Source organism: Gammaproteobacteria bacterium (genome assembly GCA_041395725.1).
In the GTDB taxonomy this organism is placed as follows: Bacteria; Pseudomonadota; Gammaproteobacteria; order Pseudomonadales; family Pseudohongiellaceae; genus NORP240.
This window is the reverse complement of the sequence record JAWKZW010000001.1, coordinates 879,098-897,515: the sequence shown is the minus strand read 5'-3', so window position 1 is coordinate 897,515 and position 18,418 is coordinate 879,098. Positions and strand designations below refer to the sequence as shown.

Here is an 18,418-nt window from a genome sequence, read left to right as displayed (position 1 = left end):
CAGATCGCTCAGAACAGACGACGGTAAACTGGTTTTACCGGTATGGAACCCGACTATGAAACTGGATTTGAAAAGCATTCGACTGTCGCTGGCAGCAACAGCGCTTATTCTGGTTGCCTGTGACAATGAACCAAGTCGCGACCAGGCTGCGGCGCCGGCCACTGGTGAACCTGGTAGCGCTGCCGGCTCCTATGCCACAGGGCAGGAAGAGTCCTATGCAGATGGCGCGGCTGGCGCAACCGGCTACAGTGAACCACCTGTGGCCACCGGTAATCTGGACGAGAACGAAAGTCTCCTGCTCGCCAATACCCGACTGTTAGTGACGGAAGGCGCTCGTTCCGGCGAAGGGTATTTCAGTGCCGATGGCAGCCAGTTCATCTACCAGAGCGAGATAGCAGGGGACAACCCGTTCTACCAGATCTTTCTGATGGACCTGGCCTCGGGGGCGACCAGCAAGGTATCGCCCGGAACAGGATTGACCACCTGTTCCTGGATTCATCCGAGCCTGGAGCGGGTAATCTTTGCGTCAACCCACGAAGATCCGCTGGCAGGAGAGAAACAGGCTGCTGAGATAGCGTTTCGAAACAGTGGTCAGGAGCGCGCCTATGCCTGGGATTACGATCAGTACTACGATATCTATCAGGCCAATCCCGATGGCAGTGCGCTGGTCAATTTGACCAGTGCGCCCGGCTACGACGCCGAGGGCTCCTATTCGCCCGATGGCAGCAGAATCCTCTTCGCATCAAACCGAGAAGCTTATCAGCGGCAGCTCAGCCAGGCGGAACAGAAACTTTTTGACGACGACAGCTCTTACTTTATGGACCTGTACATCATGGATGCCGACGGCAGTAATGTGCAGCAACTGACATTCTCTCCAGGCTATGATGGCGGCCCGTTCTTCAGCGCCGACGGCGAGAAGATCGTCTGGCGTCGATTTAATCCGGACGGCAACAGTGCTGAAATCTGGACCATGGATGTCGATGGCCGCAACCAGCGTCAACTGACTGCGGAAGCAATGGTATCCTGGGGGCCTTACTTCCACCCGAGTGGTGATTACATTATCTATTCCAGCAACGTGCTTGGACATGCCAACTTCGAGCTGTTCATGATTGATGCAGAAGGTCTGAAGGAACCGGTCAGAGTGACCAATACCGAGGGTACGGATATCCTGCCGGTATTTTCACCGGATGGCAGTCAGATTGCCTGGAGCACAACGCGGACCGCGGACGGCAGCTCGCAGATCTATATCGCCGACTGGAATGACCGGGCGGCGCGGGAATTGCTGGGGCTGGACTGACGGTCGGGGTTGTAATCTGATATGAGCAGAAGAAATCCCTTTCGAGCTTCCAGCCACTGGGTCGGGCTGCTTTTTTGCTTTGCTTCCGCAGTCTACGGGCAGACCGGGCGGCAGACTGTACACCACAGTCTGCGTGTGATACTGGACCCCCTTTCCAGCCATATTGCGGTGCAGGACAGTATTACTCTGCCCGCTGGGCTGGCTGGGGAAGGCACCAGTTTTCTGCTCAACGATGCGCTGACAATCACCAGCAGTTCCGTACCCTTGACCACTCTTGGTAGCAGTGATTCAAGCACCGCCATCGGCATAAACAGCACCGGCGCCGACACTGCCGCCAGTAACCGCTATGGTCTGACTTTGGCTGCAGAGGATGCGGGTCCACTGCAGATTGCGTACGAAGGCGCTATCTTCCAGCAGGCGCGGCAGAACTCCGCCCAGTATTCGCAAAGCTTTTCCGAAACCTCGGGCATCATTACCGAACAGGGTGTCTATCTGAACGGCGCCAGTCTCTGGGTGCCAAATTTCGAACAGGGCCTGGTGAGCTTTGACCTGCAGGTTGAGTTTGTTCCCGGGTCCGGCAACTGGACTGCGATCAGCCAGGGCAGCGCCAGCGGGCCCAACAGCTGGGTGGAAAATAATCCCATGGAGGAGATTTACCTGATTGCGGCCGAGTTCACCCGTTACGGGGAACAGTCAGGTGATATCGACATGCTGGTCTACCTGCGTGAACCGGATCCCAACCTGGCCGCCAAGTATCTGGATGCCACGGCGCGCTACCTGGCACTTTACGAACCACTGCTGGGCGATTATCCATTCGATAAATTCGCCCTGATAGAAAATTTCTGGGAGACAGGCTACGGCATGCCGTCCTTCACATTGCTGGGGTCCCAGATAATCCGCTTTCCTTTCATTATTGATTCCTCCTACCCCCACGAAATTCTCCACAACTGGTGGGGAAACGGTGTGTATCCGGATTATGACAGTGGCAACTGGAGTGAGGGGCTGACCGCGTATCTGGCGGACCATCTGTTCCAGGAAATGAATGGTCTGGGAAGTGAATACCGTAAGGATAACCTCACCCGGTACCGGAACTACGTGGCGCAGGAGACAGATTTTCCCCTGTCTGAGTTTACCTCCCGCGATTCGGCGGCAAGTCAGGCAGTGGGCTACGGCAAGACCCTGATGCTGTGGCACATGCTCCGACAGCAGGTGGGAGACGAGCTGTTTATTCAGGGGCTGCGCAGGCTCTATCAGGAATACCTGTTCGAGCAGATCGGATTCAACGAGGTCGCCGGTTTGTTCTCCGAGGTCACCGGGCAGGATCTGCAGCCGTTTTTCGATCAGTGGGTCAACCGGGTGGGCGCGCCCAAGCTTGAAGTTTCTGTGGAAAGAAACAATGGCAACCAGGCCCGCATCATGTTCACCCAGGTGCAGGATGGCGACCCTTACCGATTGAATGTTCCAGTGGCACTGTACTATGCGGAGGAGGGGCAGCCGCGATTCTCCACGGTCGAGCTGTCCCAGACTTTTCAGGGTGTGATGGCCGATAATTTCGAAGGCCTGCAGGCGGTGGTAGTGGACCCGAATTTCGACCTGTTCCGGCAACTGGACAGGGAGGAGATTCCACCAACCATCGGGCAGCTGTTCGGAGCCGGCAAGATCAGTTTTATTATTCCCCAGGAAAACCGGGAACACTGGGTCCAGTTGGCGGAAGCGTTCGGAGCCGGTGTTGAAGCTCAGCTGCTCTTGGTCGAAGAGCTGCAATCGTTACCCACGGACCAATCGGTCTGGATTCTTGGTCGGGACAACCCCTTTGCCGAAGAGATGGCGGAGCAGGTCTCGCTTTATGAAGCAGAATTTCTCGCTGACGGCCTGAGACTGTCCGGCAGTCTGGTTGAGTTTGAGAACCGCAGCTCCGTGCTTACCGCCAGACATCCGGCCAGCGCCGATCTGGCCATTGGCTGGATTCATGTGGATGACATGGTTGCCATGCCCGGCATGATCGAGAAACTGCCCCACTACGGGAAGTATTCCTATCTCAGCTTCGTGGGCGATGAACCCACCAATGATGTCAAGGGTATCTGGACCAGTCCCGATTCGCCCATGGTCTGGCTGGCCGGTGATCTGCCAGCCGGTTACCAGTTGCCGGCACTGCCACCGGTCCCGCCCCTGGCGGAGCTGCCTCCCAGGTATCTGCCGGAGCAGCTGGAGCGGCACGTGACCACCCTGGCCTCGGCAGCCATGCAGGGTCGGAAGGCGGGCACAGCCGGTGCCGATAGGGCGGCCGACTATATTGCCGGGGTATTTCAGCAGATCGGACTGCAGGCGCCCGCAGGCTCCTACCTGCAGCAATGGCAGACTGAGGTCGCCGGATTGGGTGAGGTTACCCTCAGCAATGTTATCGGCATGATTCCTGGCAGCGATCCGGCCTTAAGTCACGCGCCGGTTATTCTCGGGGCCCACTACGATCATCTGGGAACCGACGGCGGGCTTCACTACGGTGCCGACGATAATGCATCGGGGGTCAGTATCCTGCTCGAGGTGGCGGCCAAACTGTCCCGCGCGTTCACGCCCAGCCGGCCCATCCTGTTTGTGGCTTTCAGCGGCGAAGAGTCCGGATTGCTGGGCTCCACCTACTTCGTGGAGAATCCGCCGGCGCCATTCCAGCCAAGGGATCTTTTCGCCATGGTGAATATGGATAGTGTCGGGAGACTCGAAAATCGTGCCCTGCAGGTTTTTGGCGCGGACAGTGCCTATGAATGGCGGTTCATGGCGCAGGGCATCGGCTTCACTATCGGCGTTGATTCGGTCATGGCTGACACGGTCATAGCCAGCAGTGACCATGTCCCGTTCCTTAACAACGGCATACCGGCAATTCATCTGTTCGCCGGTACCCACCCTGACTATCACCGGCCGTCGGATACGGCTGACAAGCTGGATTACCCGGGGATGTCGGATATCGCGCTCTGGGTTGAAGAGGCATTGGTTTTCCTCGGCGATCGCACAGCGCCCCTGCGGGTCACCCTCGAAGGTGCCAATGTGGCGATCGAATCGGGCGCAGGCGCGGCCCGAGAGGCCAGTCTGGGCACAGTTCCGGACTTCACCTACGGCGGCGAGGGGGTAAGAATCTCTGACGTGATGCCCGGGGGAGCAGCGGAACAGGCAGGGCTTGCTGCCGGGGATATTCTGTTACGTTACGATGACGCGGAAGTTACCGACCTGCAGCGGTATTCGAATCTGATTCGCGAATCATCTCCCGGCCAGGAGGTACAGCTGTTAATCCGCCGTGATGGCCAGGAGCTGGTGCTGCCGGTTACCCTGCGGTCGCGCTAGGCGGTGTCCTGGGGGCTGAGGTCGGGTAAGCCTCCGGTAAGTTGTTGGCGGTTTAGCGGGTCTTCGGCTCTATTGACGTGGCTGAGTCGGCTTTCCGGGATTAGCGCATCTGGGTCAATGCAACGACGGCACCCAGCATGAACAGGCCCATGATCAGCAGTGCCTTCTTGCTGGCGGTTGAATAATCCGGTGCCCAATTGTAGGTTTCTTCTTCCACAAAAAGACAGTGCTGAGCTTTTTTACTAAACATCAATCAATTCTCCAATATCGCTGATTCAATCAATGGGTTCCTCATCGCAGTGTGCAACATCCCACTGCAAACTACGAGCAAACAAAGAGGCAATCCGGTGGGGAATTATGGCCAAATGTGGCAGGCTGTTGAGCGGCAATTTATTGCTTCACCGCAGCATAAAATGCCTGGTTACCCTGTGGCCTGGCTTCTCCCTCGCGTAATGCAGTTCGCTGTCCCTGGAACCTGAAAACGACTGGTTGAGCAGCAGGTTGCAGAAGTGATTGCCGCACTGAACCTGATAAATCATCCTGCCGTGGTTGATTACGTCGATCTGTGGTGAACCACGGTATTCGTGGCCGCCACCGACAATGCTTATGAAATCAGATTCCGGGGAATAAACAGTGATGCGCTTAACGCTTTAGCCATCGCCGGTAAAACCCTGCTAGTGACCACGGGCGGGGCTGTTGCCTGGTCAGAGGCATTGTCATGCTGCAGAAACCATGTTGAGATACGCTCAACGTCACCGGGACCTGTCCCGGCCAGTCAATTTGAATACGGGAGTATACTGATGGGCAAGTTGAGTTTATTGGCCAGGTTTCTGGGGGTGGTACTGATGGGATTATCCGGCGGCGAATTACTGGCTCAGAAAGTGGTGGTCGCGCACCGTGGTGCGAGTGGCTACCTGCCTGAGCACACACTGGAGGCCAAAGCGATGGCCTATGCCATGGGAGCCGACTACATCGAACAGGATGTAGTGATGACCCGGGACGACCAGCTTATCGTCATGCATGACATCACGCTGGATCGCACCACGGATGTGGCTGCGCGATTCCCAGGGCGGGCGCGGGAAGACGGCAGGCATTATGTCATCGACTTCACCCTGGAAGAGCTCCGCAGCCTGCGCGTGCGGGAAGGTGTTCGGAATAGAAATGGTGAAGAAACGGCAATCTACGAAAACCGGTTTCCGGTAGGGAAGTCAGCTTTTCGAATCAATACCCTGGCCGAGGAGATCGAGCTGATTCAGGGCCTGAATCGCTCGACGGGCAAGAACACGGGCATCTATCCGGAGGTCAAGTCACCGGCTTTTCATCGGCAGGAAGGTAAGGATCTGAGCACTGCGCTGATTGCCACCCTGAAGGATTACGGCTATACCGGCAAGGACGACAAGGTATTCGTGCAAACCTTCGAGTACGAGGAACTGAAAATAATCCATGATCAGATCATGCCGGCGGCCGGGGTTTCATTGCGACTGGTACAGCTGATAGGAGACCCCGACGAGTATGCCTGGATGTTTGATGCCGAGGGCATGGCGACTCTGGCCCGCTATGCCGATGGCATAGGCCCGGACAAGGGGCTGATTATCCCATCGGATACCCCGGCCGGAGACGTGCAGCCGACGGACCTGGTGGAGCTCGCTCATGCCAACGGACTGGCGGTCCACCCCTATACTTTCAGGCTTGATCCCGGGCAGGTGCCGGGCTACGCCGACAGTTTTGAACAGCTGCTGGACTATTACTATTTCGGCGCCGGGGTGGACGGGCTGTTTACGGATTTCCCCGACCGTGCGGTACAGTTTCTTAAATCACGGTGACTGGCCCGGCCTGCTTAGTGAGCGTGACAATCGGAGAGTCTGGTCGAGATACCGGTAAACTGCTGGTCGACTGATTGGGGCTGAATCAGGTGGACTGGGTCAGCCAGAGTCAGGTCGGCGAGAAACCAGGCATCGGGGCAACCAGCGCCTGAACAGTTACAATTCAGTAGAGAATCCTTAAGGGAAAACAGCATGGCTACAATCCTCATAACCGGCGCCAATCGTGGCATCGGACTCGAATTTGCCAACCAGTACCTGGCCCGCGGAGAGTCGGTGATTGCTACCTGCCGTGATCCGGAACAGGCGGCTGCCCTGCAGGCGCTGCAGGCCTCACACCCGAGCCTGCGGATTCAACAACTGGATGTCTCCAGTGACGACAGTCTCCACCGGTTTGCCGCCGGACTGGGCGGCGAGGCGATAGACGTGTTTATCAACAATGCCGGAGTCTACGGGCCCCGCTCGGCGGGCTTCGGTCAGGTGTCGGAGCAGGACTGGCTGCCGGTCCTGCGGGTGAACACAGTGGCCCCACTGATTATTACCCAGCTTCTGGTGGACAATTTCCGGCATGGCCAGGCCAGGAAGCTGGTCTATGTAACTTCCAAAATGGGCTCCATCGAGGACAACCAGAGCGGTGGAAGTTACATCTATCGCAGTTCGAAGACGGCGCTGAACCAGGTGGTGCGGAGCCTGGCCGCCGACCTGGCCGATGATGGCCTGACGGCGGTGGTTATTCACCCGGGCTGGGTGCAGACGGATATGGGGGGGCCGAATGCCCTGATAGACGCGCAAACCAGTGTCCGGGGGATGGTCGCCGTGATCGACGGACTTGGCACGAAAGATTCGGGCAAGTTTTATAATTACGACGGAAACGAGATTCCCTGGTGATCCAAAGGTCCAAGCTGGTCGCCTGGACTATGGTAAACGTGGTACCTTTGCAGACCAGACAGCGCGACCCGACTCCAGCCACCTTTTCGACTACCAGATTATGACCTATTCAGTCCGGCACATTTCCGGGGCAGGCCTTGGCCTGCTTTTATTCCTGCTAAACCAATCTGCACTGGGCCACGGCGGCGTAGTTCTTGAAGAAGACCAATGCGTGATCAATATCGGGTTTCTGACCGCGCACTTCACTGTTTATCAACCTGAAATCAGCGCCAACGAGGAGTTCTGCGAAGACATTCCCGACGTTGCTGCCAGTGTTTTTGTGATGGAGTATCTGCACGAATTCCTGCGTGAGATGCCGGTTGATTTCCGGATTCTCCGCGATGTTAACGACGTGGGCGAGTTTGCCCGCTGGGAAGACGTGCAGGCCATCGATGACCTGGAAGCTGCCACGGTTTTCTATCAGCCGCCGTCGTTACAGGCAGATGGCAACTACACCGCTGATTACGCGTTCCAGGAGAAAGGCGCCTATATCGGCGTGGTTACAGCCCTGCATCCGGATGGAGAGCGGCAATACAACGCCGTGTTCTTTTTCCAGGTGGGGGGCGCCGATCTCGGCACCATACCACTTTTCGTTGCTTTGCTGATCGCTTTACAGCTGGCTTACTGGCTGTCCAGTGGCGGTTTACAGAAGTTGCGTGATAAGAGGGCGAACCGCGAATCCACTTTATGAATACCCGACTGTCCAGATTACTTATAGCCCTGATCCAGTTAGCAGTGGCGGCTGTCGTTTGTGTATTGCTGGTACCGGGGCAGTGGTATTCAGACGCGACGCGGATCAGACTGGCGCAGTGGTTCGGTACGCCAGGCTACCGGCAGATACAGCCGGACCAAGCGGCAGCCGGGGAGGAATCTGACCCGCTGGCGGCAGCGGAACTCTGCCCGCAGGATCCGGGCAACTGGCGTCAGGCTCAGCGTATCGAGGGGGTTACCATTGGCGAGTCGCTTGCCTGCCTGGCAGACAACCCCTATGCGGTAGCAGCCTTTGTCAGAGGGACCAATAATGTATCCCGGGAGACTCTGATGGCCGCCGGGCTTACTCCGGATGCGGTAGAGAAGGGCGCCGATCTCGATGGTGACGGCGATCCCGATGAGATTCATATCCGCCTGGAAGTTGTAGAGCTGAACGGGGCGTCTCCGGATTCGAACCTGCCGGTAACGAGCTTCGAAATAGCGCCGGGTGTCACACCCGGGTTATGGGTTTTTGCGCCTAAAACCTTTGGTATGGCAACTGTCAATTTCGAGTCCAATCAGGCGAGGGACATACTGCGACCTCCGTCGCCCACTATTCGAATTGAACAGGGCGACAGGGTTTTTATCACCCTGGAGAACACCCACTACCTGCCACATACGATGCATTTTCATGGTGTAGATCATCCATTCCTCGATGCCAATGGTGAGGGTAATGATGGCGTGCCGGTAACCAGCGAGTTACCGCTGCAACCAGGTCAGGCCCGAACCTATGAAATGCAGCCCCGTCAGCCTGGCACCATGTTCTATCATTGCCATGTCCAGGTGCAGGTTCATGTGATGATGGGTCTGCAGGGGATGTTCGTGGTGGAGGAAAACCGGCCGGACAACTGGCTGCAGACTCTCAATGTAGGTGCCGGTCATGTCCGGGCACCTTCCCGGTCTTCAACTGAAAGCTTCGCGGCCGAGTACGATCTGCATTTTACCGACCTGGATACCGGCCTGAATAATCTGATCCAGCAATCCAATGACCCTCGGGAAACAGAACGACTGGTCAATCGCGAGTACAATATAACCACTGCCGACAGTGACTATTATCTGCTTAACGGGAAGTCTTTTCCGTTGACTTTCCAGGAATCGCTGATCGTTACCGAACCGGATCAGCGGGTCAAGTTACGGGTACTTAACGGGGGCAGCGTCGGCCTGGCCCTGCATACCCACGGGCACAAGCCGACAGCCACCCATTACGACGGCGTTGCCCTGGATCCCCTGGCCCGGGTGACCCGGGATGTGTTCTGGCTGGCCAGTGCCCAGCGCACGGATCTGGAACTTAACACTGCGAATGACGGTCTGCACGCCTATGGCAGTGGTGTCTGGCTGTTACATGATCACCAGGAGCGGGGTGTCACCAATAATGGCCTTGGCCCCGGTGGTAACCTCGGTGCGATCGTTTACCGGGAATTTCTGGGTGAGGACGGCTGGCCGCGGACTTCCGGGGAAAATCTGGCCGGTTATTTTCAGCCCGCTTATTACCAGCGTCAGCCCCTCATTGCGCAGGAGTCCACCAGCCTGTCATCGGGACTGTTTCTGCGCCTGCTGGTCCTGGGTATTGCAATCGGTGCCGCCGGGGCCAGCCTGTTGTCGATTTTCAGGGTGATGGGGGGCGGCATAAAATGAGGCGATTGCTACCTAGCCTCCTGTTTACAGTGGCGCAGTGGGCCCTGGTCTGGAACTTGCCTGCGGCTTCCGCACAGGGGACTGCAGACACAGTGAGTCAACAGTCTGTCATGAGCGCCGGTCATCATGCCATGGCCGGTCATCATGCCATGAACGGGGACGGGATGCGCTTCGATGCCACGGGTCTGGTCATGAACGCCAACGCAACGGAACTGCCGCGGGATTGTGCCAGCCTGACGGGAGACTATGAATTTACGGTGCGCGTGGGCAGGGACTATGCCAGCGACTATCCTGGCGCGGTGTTTGGTATGAGCCAGCACGAATACCGGGTACCACCCTGCAGTCGGGTGACTGTCACGCTGATCAACGAGGATCAGATAAGACACCAATGGATGCTCCATGGTCTGCCACGTTATCTGTATCCCCAGGGCATGTTTCACCTCGAGGCAGCGGGGGGCCAGACCCAGACCGGCACATTCATCGTGCCCAGTGATGACCGGACTTACCTGGTTCACTGCGATATGACGCAGCATACGGAGAAGGGCATGAAGGGGCAACTGGTCGTCGGCTCAGGCAGTGGCGACCTGTGGAGCATTCCCGGCGTAAGCCAGGCATTCCGGCAGCAGCAGCGGGTAACGCTGCTGGGGGTTTCCCTGGTCGTAACCATGGCTATCATGAGTTTTCTGGTTCTGGTATTCCTCGGTAAACGCCAGTAACAGGCCTTACTGCCAGCTGCTGACGTGAACCCTGGTGGCCGCGGTGTCACTGCTTCAGGGTTGAGATCGTGGCGCCGATAAACAGTTAGAAGGTGACCGGGAGCCTGTTTCTCGTCCAGCTCCCTGGCTTTATTGCGAGCGGCTATGTCATGTCTTCATCGGCAAAGATATTAAGATTGAACAAGGCGGGCTATCCGGTGTCCTGGCTGACCCGCGAGGAGACGGCCACCCTGATCGTCAAGGAACAGGTTATCTGGTCCCTGGGCAGGACCGTGATGGAAATTCGAGGCGGCTTCAACAGGCGCGGCTTGCAGACCGTATTGAAACTGCCAAGCATCGTCGCCTGTGACGGCAAGGTACACCAGGACAGCTTTGATCCACCGCTCGAAAACAAGTTTCTGTTTCGGCGGGACAAGAATATGTGTCTTTACTGCGGAGGAGTCTTTTCCCCCCATGAGCTGTCCAGGGACCATGTATTGCCGCTGTCCCGCGGTGGCAGGGATGTCTGGACCAATGTCGTTACCTCCTGTCGCCGTTGCAATAACCGCAAGGCGGATCGCAATCCGGAACAGGCTGGCATGGAGCTGCTGGCGGTGCCGTTTGTACCCAATCAGTATGAGTTTCTTTATCTAACCAACCACAATGTCCTGGTCGACCAGATGGAGTTCCTGAAAACCAGGTTTTCATCGCATATCAAGCTTTCCTGATCCTATCTGTCCCTGACAGGCCCCGGCCCTGGTGCTCTGGTAATTCCCCATCCGACACAGTATAAAGGGGGCGGCGAAATGCAGGAATCGGGGAAATCCGCGCTGGTCGAGCGAGTCGCGGCCCATTGCGGCCGCGATCTGCCTCTACAGCGGACTCGTTCCATCACAGCGGACTCGTTCCATTGCCATCGCGGTGCGCCGGGTTTTCACCGGGCCAGGCACAAAAAAAGAACAGTAAAGAACACCAGATAGGAAACAGCGAGTTAAGCAATGGGCAGACCAGGCAGAACGTTTTACAGCTTTCGACTTTTCATCCTTTTCGGCAGTCTTCTGACCGCCTGTCAGATTGCCGATGCACAGCGGGGCTTTGTGTCATTCTCCAGGACTACTCTGGATGACACCATGCAGGGTGGTTACGGCGTCGATATCGCGGACATTGACGGCGACGGCGCCCTCGACATCGTTGCGCTGTCCACCAATCCCGCCCGGTTTGTCTGGTACCGGAATCCCAGCTGGGAGCGGTTTACGATTACCACCCAGGCGGAACGCAATATCGCTACCGCGCCTCATGATATCGATGGCGACGGGGATGTGGACCTGGTGCTGGCGAGCGAGTTTGCACTGAATCGATCGACCGAAGGGGGCATGGTTCACTGGTTTGAAAACCCGGGCAATCCGACCGTGAATCAGGAATGGGCGATGCATTACATCGATGCCATACCTACCGCCCACCGCGTGAAATGGGGTGACATCAATGGTGACGGGCGGATGGAGTTGGTCAATCTGCCCATCATCGGCGTCGGCGCCGAGGCGCCTCTTTATGATGTGAACGTGGAATTTACCGCCTACGAGATTCCCCCCGACCCGAAGGCTGAACCCTGGCCCGGCCTGGTACTGGACAACAGCCTGCAGATGGCCCACGGCATAAAGATGGTGGAATGGAATGACGACGCGCGGACCGACATATTGACGGCAAGTTTTCAGGGCGTGCAGTTATTTCGGCTGGGCGTTGACGGTGTGATGGTTTCCCGCCGCCAGATCGGTGCGGGGCTGGCCGGCGAGCGGCCGGCTATCGGCTCCAGCGAGGTCGATATGGGCGTTCTGCCATCCGGTGAACGATTCGTCGCAGCCATCGAGCCCTGGCATGGCAATGAGGTCGTGGTGTACACCGCAGCCACGGACCCGGCCTCGCTCTGGAATCGACAGGCCATCGAAACTGAGTTTGTCGGCGGGCATGCCCTGCTGGTTGCCGATCTGGACAATGACGGTGCCGATGAAATTATCGCCGGTCACCGCAGTGAGCCATTCAATCTGTACATCTACCGGTTCAACAGCCGGTCCGGGGCATGGGAGCGGATCGGCCTGGATATCGGCGGTATCGGTCTCGCTGGACTGGCCATTGCCGACCTCAGCGGCGACGGCTTCAAGGACATTGTCGGCATCGGCACTGGCACCCGGAATGTGGTTTATTACCAGAACAGCGGCAGGTAACTGGAACTGCGGCAGATAAAACAGCGCAGATTGAAAGCAGAGGGCCAGAACTGGAAGTATCCTGGCCCCCTGGCCCCCTGGTCTCCGGGAATCCCTGCATCCCTGCTTCGGTGTTACCCGGTCTCAGTTTTCCGGTACCTGGTTGCCGGCAATCCACACGGACTCGATGGTGCGGGTGTTTTCGATAGCATCCAGTGGATTTTCTGCCAGGATGAGGAGGTCTGCCCAGTTTCCCGGTTCCAGGGTTCCAAGGTCGTCGAGGTTCATGCACTGGGCTGCCACCCCGGTGGCAGAGGCGATAGCCTCCATGGGAGTCATTCCAGAGTCCACCATCAGCCACAGTTCCATGTGTTCGAAGTAGCCCTGAAAGCGCGCCGGCGGCCCACTGTCGGTACCCATGGCGATCTTTACCCCCGCTTCATTAAGCCGGCCGATGTTACCCATAGCGACTTCGAGCGCAATCTTGTATTGCTGCGCTGCAGCGCTATTGCGCATACGCGACTGGCGCTCCGGTGAGCGGAGTTCAGCCAGCACCGCCGGATCGGCTTCCCGCAGGAAAAAGGGGTCGGAGAAAAAATCCGGCTCGCTCTCGTAGATGAACGTTGAGATTTCACGGGTCAGGGTCGGAATGTAACAGGCATCGTTACTCTGCATCAGGTCGATGACCTCCTGGTCCGCCGGCAGATCGCGAATGCTGTGGGCAATAATATCGCCACCCGCTGCCAGCACCGCCTTGGCATCTTCCAGGTAAAACAGGTGAACCGCCACCGGCAGGCGCCTGGTGTGTGCCTGGTCGATAATGGCTGTAAAAATCTCCTGCGGCGGCTTGGGCGTTCTTCCCAGATTGTCGTCAACCCGTGTCTTGATGAAATTGGCGCCCAGATCGGCAGTACGGTTTACCGCGGCGCGGACTTCCGCAGCTGAGCTGCCGCCGATTACGTCGCCGGCTACAAACAGGCGCGAATAATCAAGATCTGACCGGAGCTGCTCATCACGCAGCGCAAAGCCTTCCTGCTCGTCATCTCCGAGGCTGACTACGGTGGTTACGCCATAGCGGCCGTACAGTGAGAGCTGTCGCAGCAGGTTGTCGCGGGAATAAAAGCCGGATTCCAGCCCCAGTGTGCCACCTACATGCCCGTGCGCGTTGATCAGGCCTGGCATGATAGTCTTGCCGCTGACATCGATGACGCGGGTGTTTGCCGGCAGAGTGACATCGGCGGCCGGTCCTACCGCCCGGATCCTTCCGTCGGTAACCACGACCACACCGTTGACGATGGCTTCGGCGCCAGTACCGTCAATTATAGTCGCACCGGTAAAAGCCAGGTTGCCGTCGTTGGCGCTGGCCACCGAGAAGCCGAGTAACGCGCCGAGCAGAATGCCGGGATTTCGCAAGAGCCTGATGATAAGCATGGGTGGCCTCCTTTATTCTTATGACCGTTACCATTGGAGCTAAATGCCGGGCAAAAATCAATCTTTAAGAAACATCGGGTGTGTCCCGGTTTAAATCGTTTCTCCCTGTAGGGCTTGATCTGGACCACCCCGATTTGGTTCTTTTTTGTTGGCGTTCTGTCAGAGACCGCACCAGCCCGGGGGAAGCTGCCGTCGGAGCAACGCGCACCCCTCCGGGGTTCCCTCCCTCGGTCGGAAGCCCTGGAAAACGGTCTTCCTCGGTCAGTCGGTGCTGCGTTCTGATCGCTCCGTCGTCAGGTTCCCCCGGGCTGGCGCTCAGTGCTGGATTCCAATCTCAGTGTATTGATGCAAGGGACGTTGTCCCTTTCTTAACACCGTTACTGATTCAGATCTGCAATCACTCGGGGTCCATCGAGGTCACTGATTGATGGGTGCCATTTAGTGTCTTGGTCTAAATTTCTTTTCCCTGCGGGGCCTGGTCTGGGCAGCCCCGGGCTCGACGGAATCTTGTTCTTTTTTGTTGGCGTTCTGTCAGAGACCGCACCAGCCCGGGGGAAGCTGCCGTCGGAGCAACGCGCACCCCTCCGGGGTTCCCTCCCTCGGTCGGAAGCCCTGGAAAACGGTCTTCCTCGGTCAGTCGGTGCTGCGTTCCGATCGCTCCGTCGGCAGCTTCCCCCGGGCTGGTGCTCAGTGCTGAATTCCGATCTCAGTGTATTGATGCAAGAGACAACGTCTCTTTCTTAACACCATTGCTGACTCGGATCTGCAATCACTCAGCCTCCATCGAGGTCGCTGATTGATGGGTGCCACTTAGCGCCAGGCTTCTTCAACGTCATTACGTGTTCTGCGAATTCTTATGGCTTCGATCTCCTTCGAAGTCGCTGAATGATGAGTGCCACTCGGTGCCAAGGTGTGGTCGGCAGGGGGTTCGGTGGGCTGCAATCAAGGACCAGCGCTGAACGGCGAAAAATGACCGTTTTCCAGGGCATTTTTCAGAGTGAAGGCACCCGGGACGGGCGCGGTCCGCAGCCCACCGAACCCCCTGCCGACCGCGCCGTTCGAAGCCACAACGCGTGCCCCCAATCTGCCCCCGCACTAAAAGCTGTCAATCACTTCGATGATCTCGGCCAACCAACCAGAGACTTCCCAACCTGGTATACAGGTGAATCGTGGTAGCATCAGTCCGGGCATTTCAGTGATTAATCAGACTTTCCCTGCACAACCCGCGGCTCAAGAATCTATGCACACACCTTCCGGTAACAACGGGCTGGGATTTATCCTCTCTCTGAATACAGCTTTTCTATGGGGCATTCTGCCCATTGCCCTGAAGGAAATCATCGTCACCATGGATGCGATAACCCTGGTCTGGTTTCGCTTCCTGATAGCCGCCCTGGTCATAGGGCCCTACCTGTATGGTCGGCGGCGGCTGCCCGGGCTGGCTGCCGCGGGGCGCCCGCTGGTGCTGTTACTGCTGGTGGCGGGAATCGGGCTGTGTGGTAACTACGTGCTGTTCTCCCTCAGTCTGAACTACCTGAACGCGGAAAGTACCGAGGCAGTCATTCAGCTGACCTCACTGTTTCTATTGCTTGGTGGGGTGGTGGTTTTTCACGAGCCCTTTGACCGCTTGCAGAAGCTCGGTGCGCTGTTGATTGTTGTCGGCCTCGGTCTATTTTTTAACGATCGATTTAAAGAGCTTTTCAGTGCCGGCTCACAACTGGGTTTCGGGGTTCTGCTGGTCGTTGTCGCCTCTCTTACCTGGGTCGTCTACGCGTTGTTACAGAAGCACCTGTTGCGCCACTTCAGCTCTGTGCAGATCCTGTTTGTCGTTTATCTGCTTTCGGTGCTGCTGCTGACCCCGCTGGCGGCACCGGCCAGTGTCCTTGAACTTTCCCCCCTGCAGTTATGGCTGCTGGTGTTCTGCTGTCTCAATACCCTGCTGGCCTACGGCTCGTTTGCCGAGGCGCTGGCCCACTGGCATGCCTCGAAGGTCAGCGCCGTGCTGGCGCTGGCGCCGCTGTTCACCATCGCCGCCCTGCAGATCGTAGTCTGGATTAACCCCGCTTATCCTTATTCAGACAATTTGAATAACCTGTCCATTTTTGCTGCCGGTATCCTGGTGACAGGCTCCATGGCAGTGGCACTGGTGCCGTTGCTTAATCGGAGGTTTTCTACTGACAGAATAGTCGGGGACTGATGGCCGGAATTTTTAATACGCAGTGGCAGCCCTTTGGTTGCCGGGCCTGAAAGGCGGGTCACCTTTTTGCTGTGGTATGCCGTGCAGACGGCTCTAATCGTCGTCCGACGGATTCCAGCCTGACTGCACTCCGGGACTCGATGGCGTTAAATTTCTCAAATGCCATAAAACTTCTGAATCGCATCCCTGGTAAGGACGCCCACGACACTCCTGCCCTGACCATAGCGACGGGTAACGCACAAGGCATCCTTACCGTCCAGCTGAATTGCCTGACTGGCCTGGTACAGATTGCTTTTCGAGTCCAGCTCTCCGGTATTGAAGACCTGCGCTGCAATGCGGGTCAGATCGATGGTCAGCTGTTCAGAGCCAGGATCGTTATCATCGCTGCTGTCACCGCCTTCGAGTGCTGCTTTGATGGCCTCCAGATGTTTGGCCAGATCGGCGGTACTGATCAGTTGCAGTTCGTCATCCTCGTGTTTTATGACGATCCAGACGGTCGCATTGCGCACGACGCTTTCCGCCTGCGGCAGGCTGATCCGGGGTGGCGACAGGGTCAGCGAAGTATTCATGACACTGCGCACGCCGACCCGGCTGAGAAACTGCCGCGCCGGCGCCTCATAGCTTGCCAGACCCTGATAGCGGAGCTGCTCAGCGAATATTCCCTGGCACTTGAACAACTGCTGTACCGCTACACAGGCTACCACCACCATCAGCATGCTGGGAAAGATGATGGCCGGGTTACTGCTGAGTTCAAGAATGGTGACCAGTGCCGCCAGAGGTGCATTCAATACAGCACCCATCATCGCGACCATGCCCAGAACCACGTAGAACTCCGGGGTGGATGCCTCTGTCACGATACCGTTTCCAATCACCCCCAACACGCCACCAAGGCAACCGCCGATGACCAGCAGGGGGCCTATCAGACCTCCTACCATCCCCAGTCCCGTCACCGAGGCGGTCACGATCAGCTTGGCGACCACGATGGCGATCAGCAGTCGAATGGGGATCTCTCCCGCAATCAGCTGGTTCAGAGTGTCATACCCGGCACCCAGTATCTGGGGCAGAAAAATGGCCACTGAACCCGTCAGCAATCCGATCAGCAGGTAGCGGTTCAGCACCGGTGTCTCCCGACGGCGGGACATGAAGAGATGGATCCGGATAAAAGCCACCGCGGCGACGGCATACAAAAGTCCCGCATACACCATAAAGGGTATTTCCCAGAGCAGATTCAATTCCACCGGCGGGACGACGATCAGCGTGTCAGTGCCAAAAACCAGCTGAGTGATCACCGAACCCAGCACCGAGGCTATGATCACCGGGATGAAGCCAACGATGGTGTACTCCATCAGGATCACCTCCATGGCAAAGATCACTCCCGCCATCGGCGTGTTGAACGCCGCGGCGATGGCCGCCGCCGCTCCGCAGGCTATCAGCGTGCGCATGGCATTGTTGGGCAGCTCGAACCACTGGCCCAGCAGTGAGGCAATGCCGGCTCCCAGGTGTACCCCCGGGCCTTCACGGCCAACGCTCTGGCCGCTGATCAGGGCGATGCTGCCGCCAAAGAATTGCACCAGCAGGTTTCTGCCGGGCAGCCGACCCTGGTGATTGCGCAGGCGTTCCAGTACGTGGAACACGCCCACGATGTGGTATTGCCGGTCGACGAGGGATAGCAGCAGCCCGAGAAAAAGCGCGCCCAGGAACGGCAAGAGGAACCGCCAGGCCGGTGACAGGCTCTCAAAGTCTTCCGCGGAGCCCTGAAACAGCAAACCCAGGGACCCTTCGACCTGTAATCTGAACAGCACGACCAGAGCCGCCGCGCAAAGTCCGCTCACCATGCCCAGGCCGACCAGCTGGGGCAGTGCATCCTGGTAGGAAATCCGATCGCGGAATGTTTCCAGCAGGCGTTCGACTTTTTCGCGGAAGGTCTGTTTCAAGGGATTATCAGTTCGCTGATGATTGAGCTTCCTCATAATTAAACGGCCGATTCCACGAATGGGTGAGTCCGGGAAGCTAACTTCGAGGCGCCCCGTTGTGTAACCAGAGGATCAGGGGAAAAGGAGGCTGGGCTGATTTTAGAGAGCCCGACCACGATCAGCTTGCCCGATTGAGTGCGTGTTGTCGATGGTAAGAGATAAGCC

13 protein-coding genes are annotated in these 18,418 nt (G+C 57.5%); 10 read left to right on the top strand and 3 right to left on the bottom strand.

Annotated features, from left to right (window positions below):
* Positions 1-55 precede the first annotated feature (55 nt).
* A complete protein-coding gene (locus R3F50_03960) occupies positions 56-1,297 on the top strand; it encodes a biopolymer transporter Tol (GenBank protein MEZ5489459.1) in 1,242 nt (413 codons plus the stop codon).
* A gap of 21 nt (positions 1,298-1,318) precedes the next feature.
* Positions 1,319-4,630, top strand: a complete 3,312-nt coding sequence (locus R3F50_03955; GenBank protein ID MEZ5489458.1) for a M28 family peptidase — start codon at positions 1,319-1,321, stop codon at positions 4,628-4,630.
* A gap of 100 nt (positions 4,631-4,730) precedes the next feature.
* On the opposite strand, the gene R3F50_03950 is transcribed toward R3F50_03955, so the two are convergent.
* A complete protein-coding gene (locus R3F50_03950; GenBank protein ID MEZ5489457.1) occupies positions 4,731-4,880 on the bottom strand; it encodes a hypothetical protein in 150 nt (49 codons plus the stop codon).
* Positions 4,881-5,430: 550 nt separating this feature from the next.
* Here R3F50_03950 and glpQ point away from each other — a divergent pair.
* From glpQ to R3F50_03915, 7 genes are all read left to right on the top strand, one after another.
* Positions 5,431-6,453: a glycerophosphodiester phosphodiesterase gene (glpQ, locus tag R3F50_03945; protein MEZ5489456.1), complete on the top strand. Its 1,023-nt coding sequence runs from the start codon at positions 5,431-5,433 to the stop codon at positions 6,451-6,453.
* Positions 6,454-6,645: 192 nt separating this feature from the next.
* Positions 6,646-7,338, top strand: coding sequence for an SDR family oxidoreductase (locus tag R3F50_03940; GenBank protein ID MEZ5489455.1), 693 nt, complete (start codon positions 6,646-6,648; stop codon positions 7,336-7,338).
* Between the two features lie 100 nt (positions 7,339-7,438).
* Entirely contained in the window at positions 7,439-8,068 is a 630-nt protein-coding gene (locus R3F50_03935) for a hypothetical protein (protein MEZ5489454.1), read from the top strand.
* Positions 8,065-9,762, top strand: coding sequence for a multicopper oxidase domain-containing protein (locus R3F50_03930; GenBank protein MEZ5489453.1), 1,698 nt, complete (start codon positions 8,065-8,067; stop codon positions 9,760-9,762). Before R3F50_03935 ends, R3F50_03930 begins: the two co-directional genes overlap by 4 nt.
* A gap of 92 nt (positions 9,763-9,854) precedes the next feature.
* Positions 9,855-10,478: a multicopper oxidase domain-containing protein gene (locus tag R3F50_03925; GenBank protein MEZ5489452.1), complete on the top strand. Its 624-nt coding sequence runs from the start codon at positions 9,855-9,857 to the stop codon at positions 10,476-10,478.
* A gap of 149 nt (positions 10,479-10,627) precedes the next feature.
* Positions 10,628-11,185, top strand: a complete 558-nt coding sequence (locus R3F50_03920) for an HNH endonuclease (GenBank protein MEZ5489451.1) — start codon at positions 10,628-10,630, stop codon at positions 11,183-11,185.
* Positions 11,186-11,455: 270 nt separating this feature from the next.
* Positions 11,456-12,676 (top strand): VCBS repeat-containing protein, encoded by a 1,221-nt coding sequence (locus tag R3F50_03915; protein ID MEZ5489450.1) that lies wholly within the window; start codon positions 11,456-11,458, stop codon positions 12,674-12,676.
* A gap of 123 nt (positions 12,677-12,799) precedes the next feature.
* Here the strand turns inward: R3F50_03915 and R3F50_03910 are convergent, their stop codons facing one another.
* Complete coding sequence (locus R3F50_03910) at positions 12,800-14,086, bottom strand: amidohydrolase family protein (GenBank protein ID MEZ5489449.1); 1,287 nt, start codon at positions 14,084-14,086, stop codon at positions 12,800-12,802.
* Positions 14,087-15,326: 1,240 nt separating this feature from the next.
* Between R3F50_03910 and R3F50_03905 the strand changes: the two genes are divergently transcribed.
* Positions 15,327-16,280, top strand: coding sequence for a DMT family transporter (locus R3F50_03905; GenBank protein MEZ5489448.1), 954 nt, complete (start codon positions 15,327-15,329; stop codon positions 16,278-16,280).
* 155 nt (positions 16,281-16,435) lie between these two features.
* Here R3F50_03905 and R3F50_03900 read toward each other — a convergent pair whose 3' ends face one another.
* The gene (locus R3F50_03900; protein ID MEZ5489447.1) at positions 16,436-18,214 is read right to left on the bottom strand and encodes a chloride channel protein; all 1,779 of its coding nucleotides are present in this window, start codon (positions 18,212-18,214) and stop codon (positions 16,436-16,438) included.
* Positions 18,215-18,418 lie beyond the last annotated feature (204 nt).

Bases quoted from the DNA above. Each gene is read 5' to 3' on its own strand.
- R3F50_03960 (MEZ5489459.1), top strand. From the start codon at position 56: ATGAAACTGGATTTGAAAAGCATTCGACTGTCGCTGGCAGCAACAGCG.
- R3F50_03955 (MEZ5489458.1), top strand. From the start codon at position 1,319: ATGAGCAGAAGAAATCCCTTTCGAGCTTCCAGCCACTGGGTCGGGCTG.
- R3F50_03950 (MEZ5489457.1), bottom strand. From the start codon at position 4,880: ATGTTTAGTAAAAAAGCTCAGCACTGTCTTTTTGTGGAAGAAGAAACC.
- glpQ (MEZ5489456.1), top strand. From the start codon at position 5,431: ATGGGCAAGTTGAGTTTATTGGCCAGGTTTCTGGGGGTGGTACTGATG.
- R3F50_03940 (MEZ5489455.1), top strand. From the start codon at position 6,646: ATGGCTACAATCCTCATAACCGGCGCCAATCGTGGCATCGGACTCGAA.
- R3F50_03935 (MEZ5489454.1), top strand. From the start codon at position 7,439: ATGACCTATTCAGTCCGGCACATTTCCGGGGCAGGCCTTGGCCTGCTT.
- R3F50_03930 (MEZ5489453.1), top strand. From the start codon at position 8,065: ATGAATACCCGACTGTCCAGATTACTTATAGCCCTGATCCAGTTAGCA.
- R3F50_03920 (MEZ5489451.1), top strand. From the start codon at position 10,628: ATGTCTTCATCGGCAAAGATATTAAGATTGAACAAGGCGGGCTATCCG.
- R3F50_03915 (MEZ5489450.1), top strand. From the start codon at position 11,456: ATGGGCAGACCAGGCAGAACGTTTTACAGCTTTCGACTTTTCATCCTT.
- R3F50_03910 (MEZ5489449.1), bottom strand. From the start codon at position 14,086: ATGCTTATCATCAGGCTCTTGCGAAATCCCGGCATTCTGCTCGGCGCG.
- R3F50_03905 (MEZ5489448.1), top strand. From the start codon at position 15,327: ATGCACACACCTTCCGGTAACAACGGGCTGGGATTTATCCTCTCTCTG.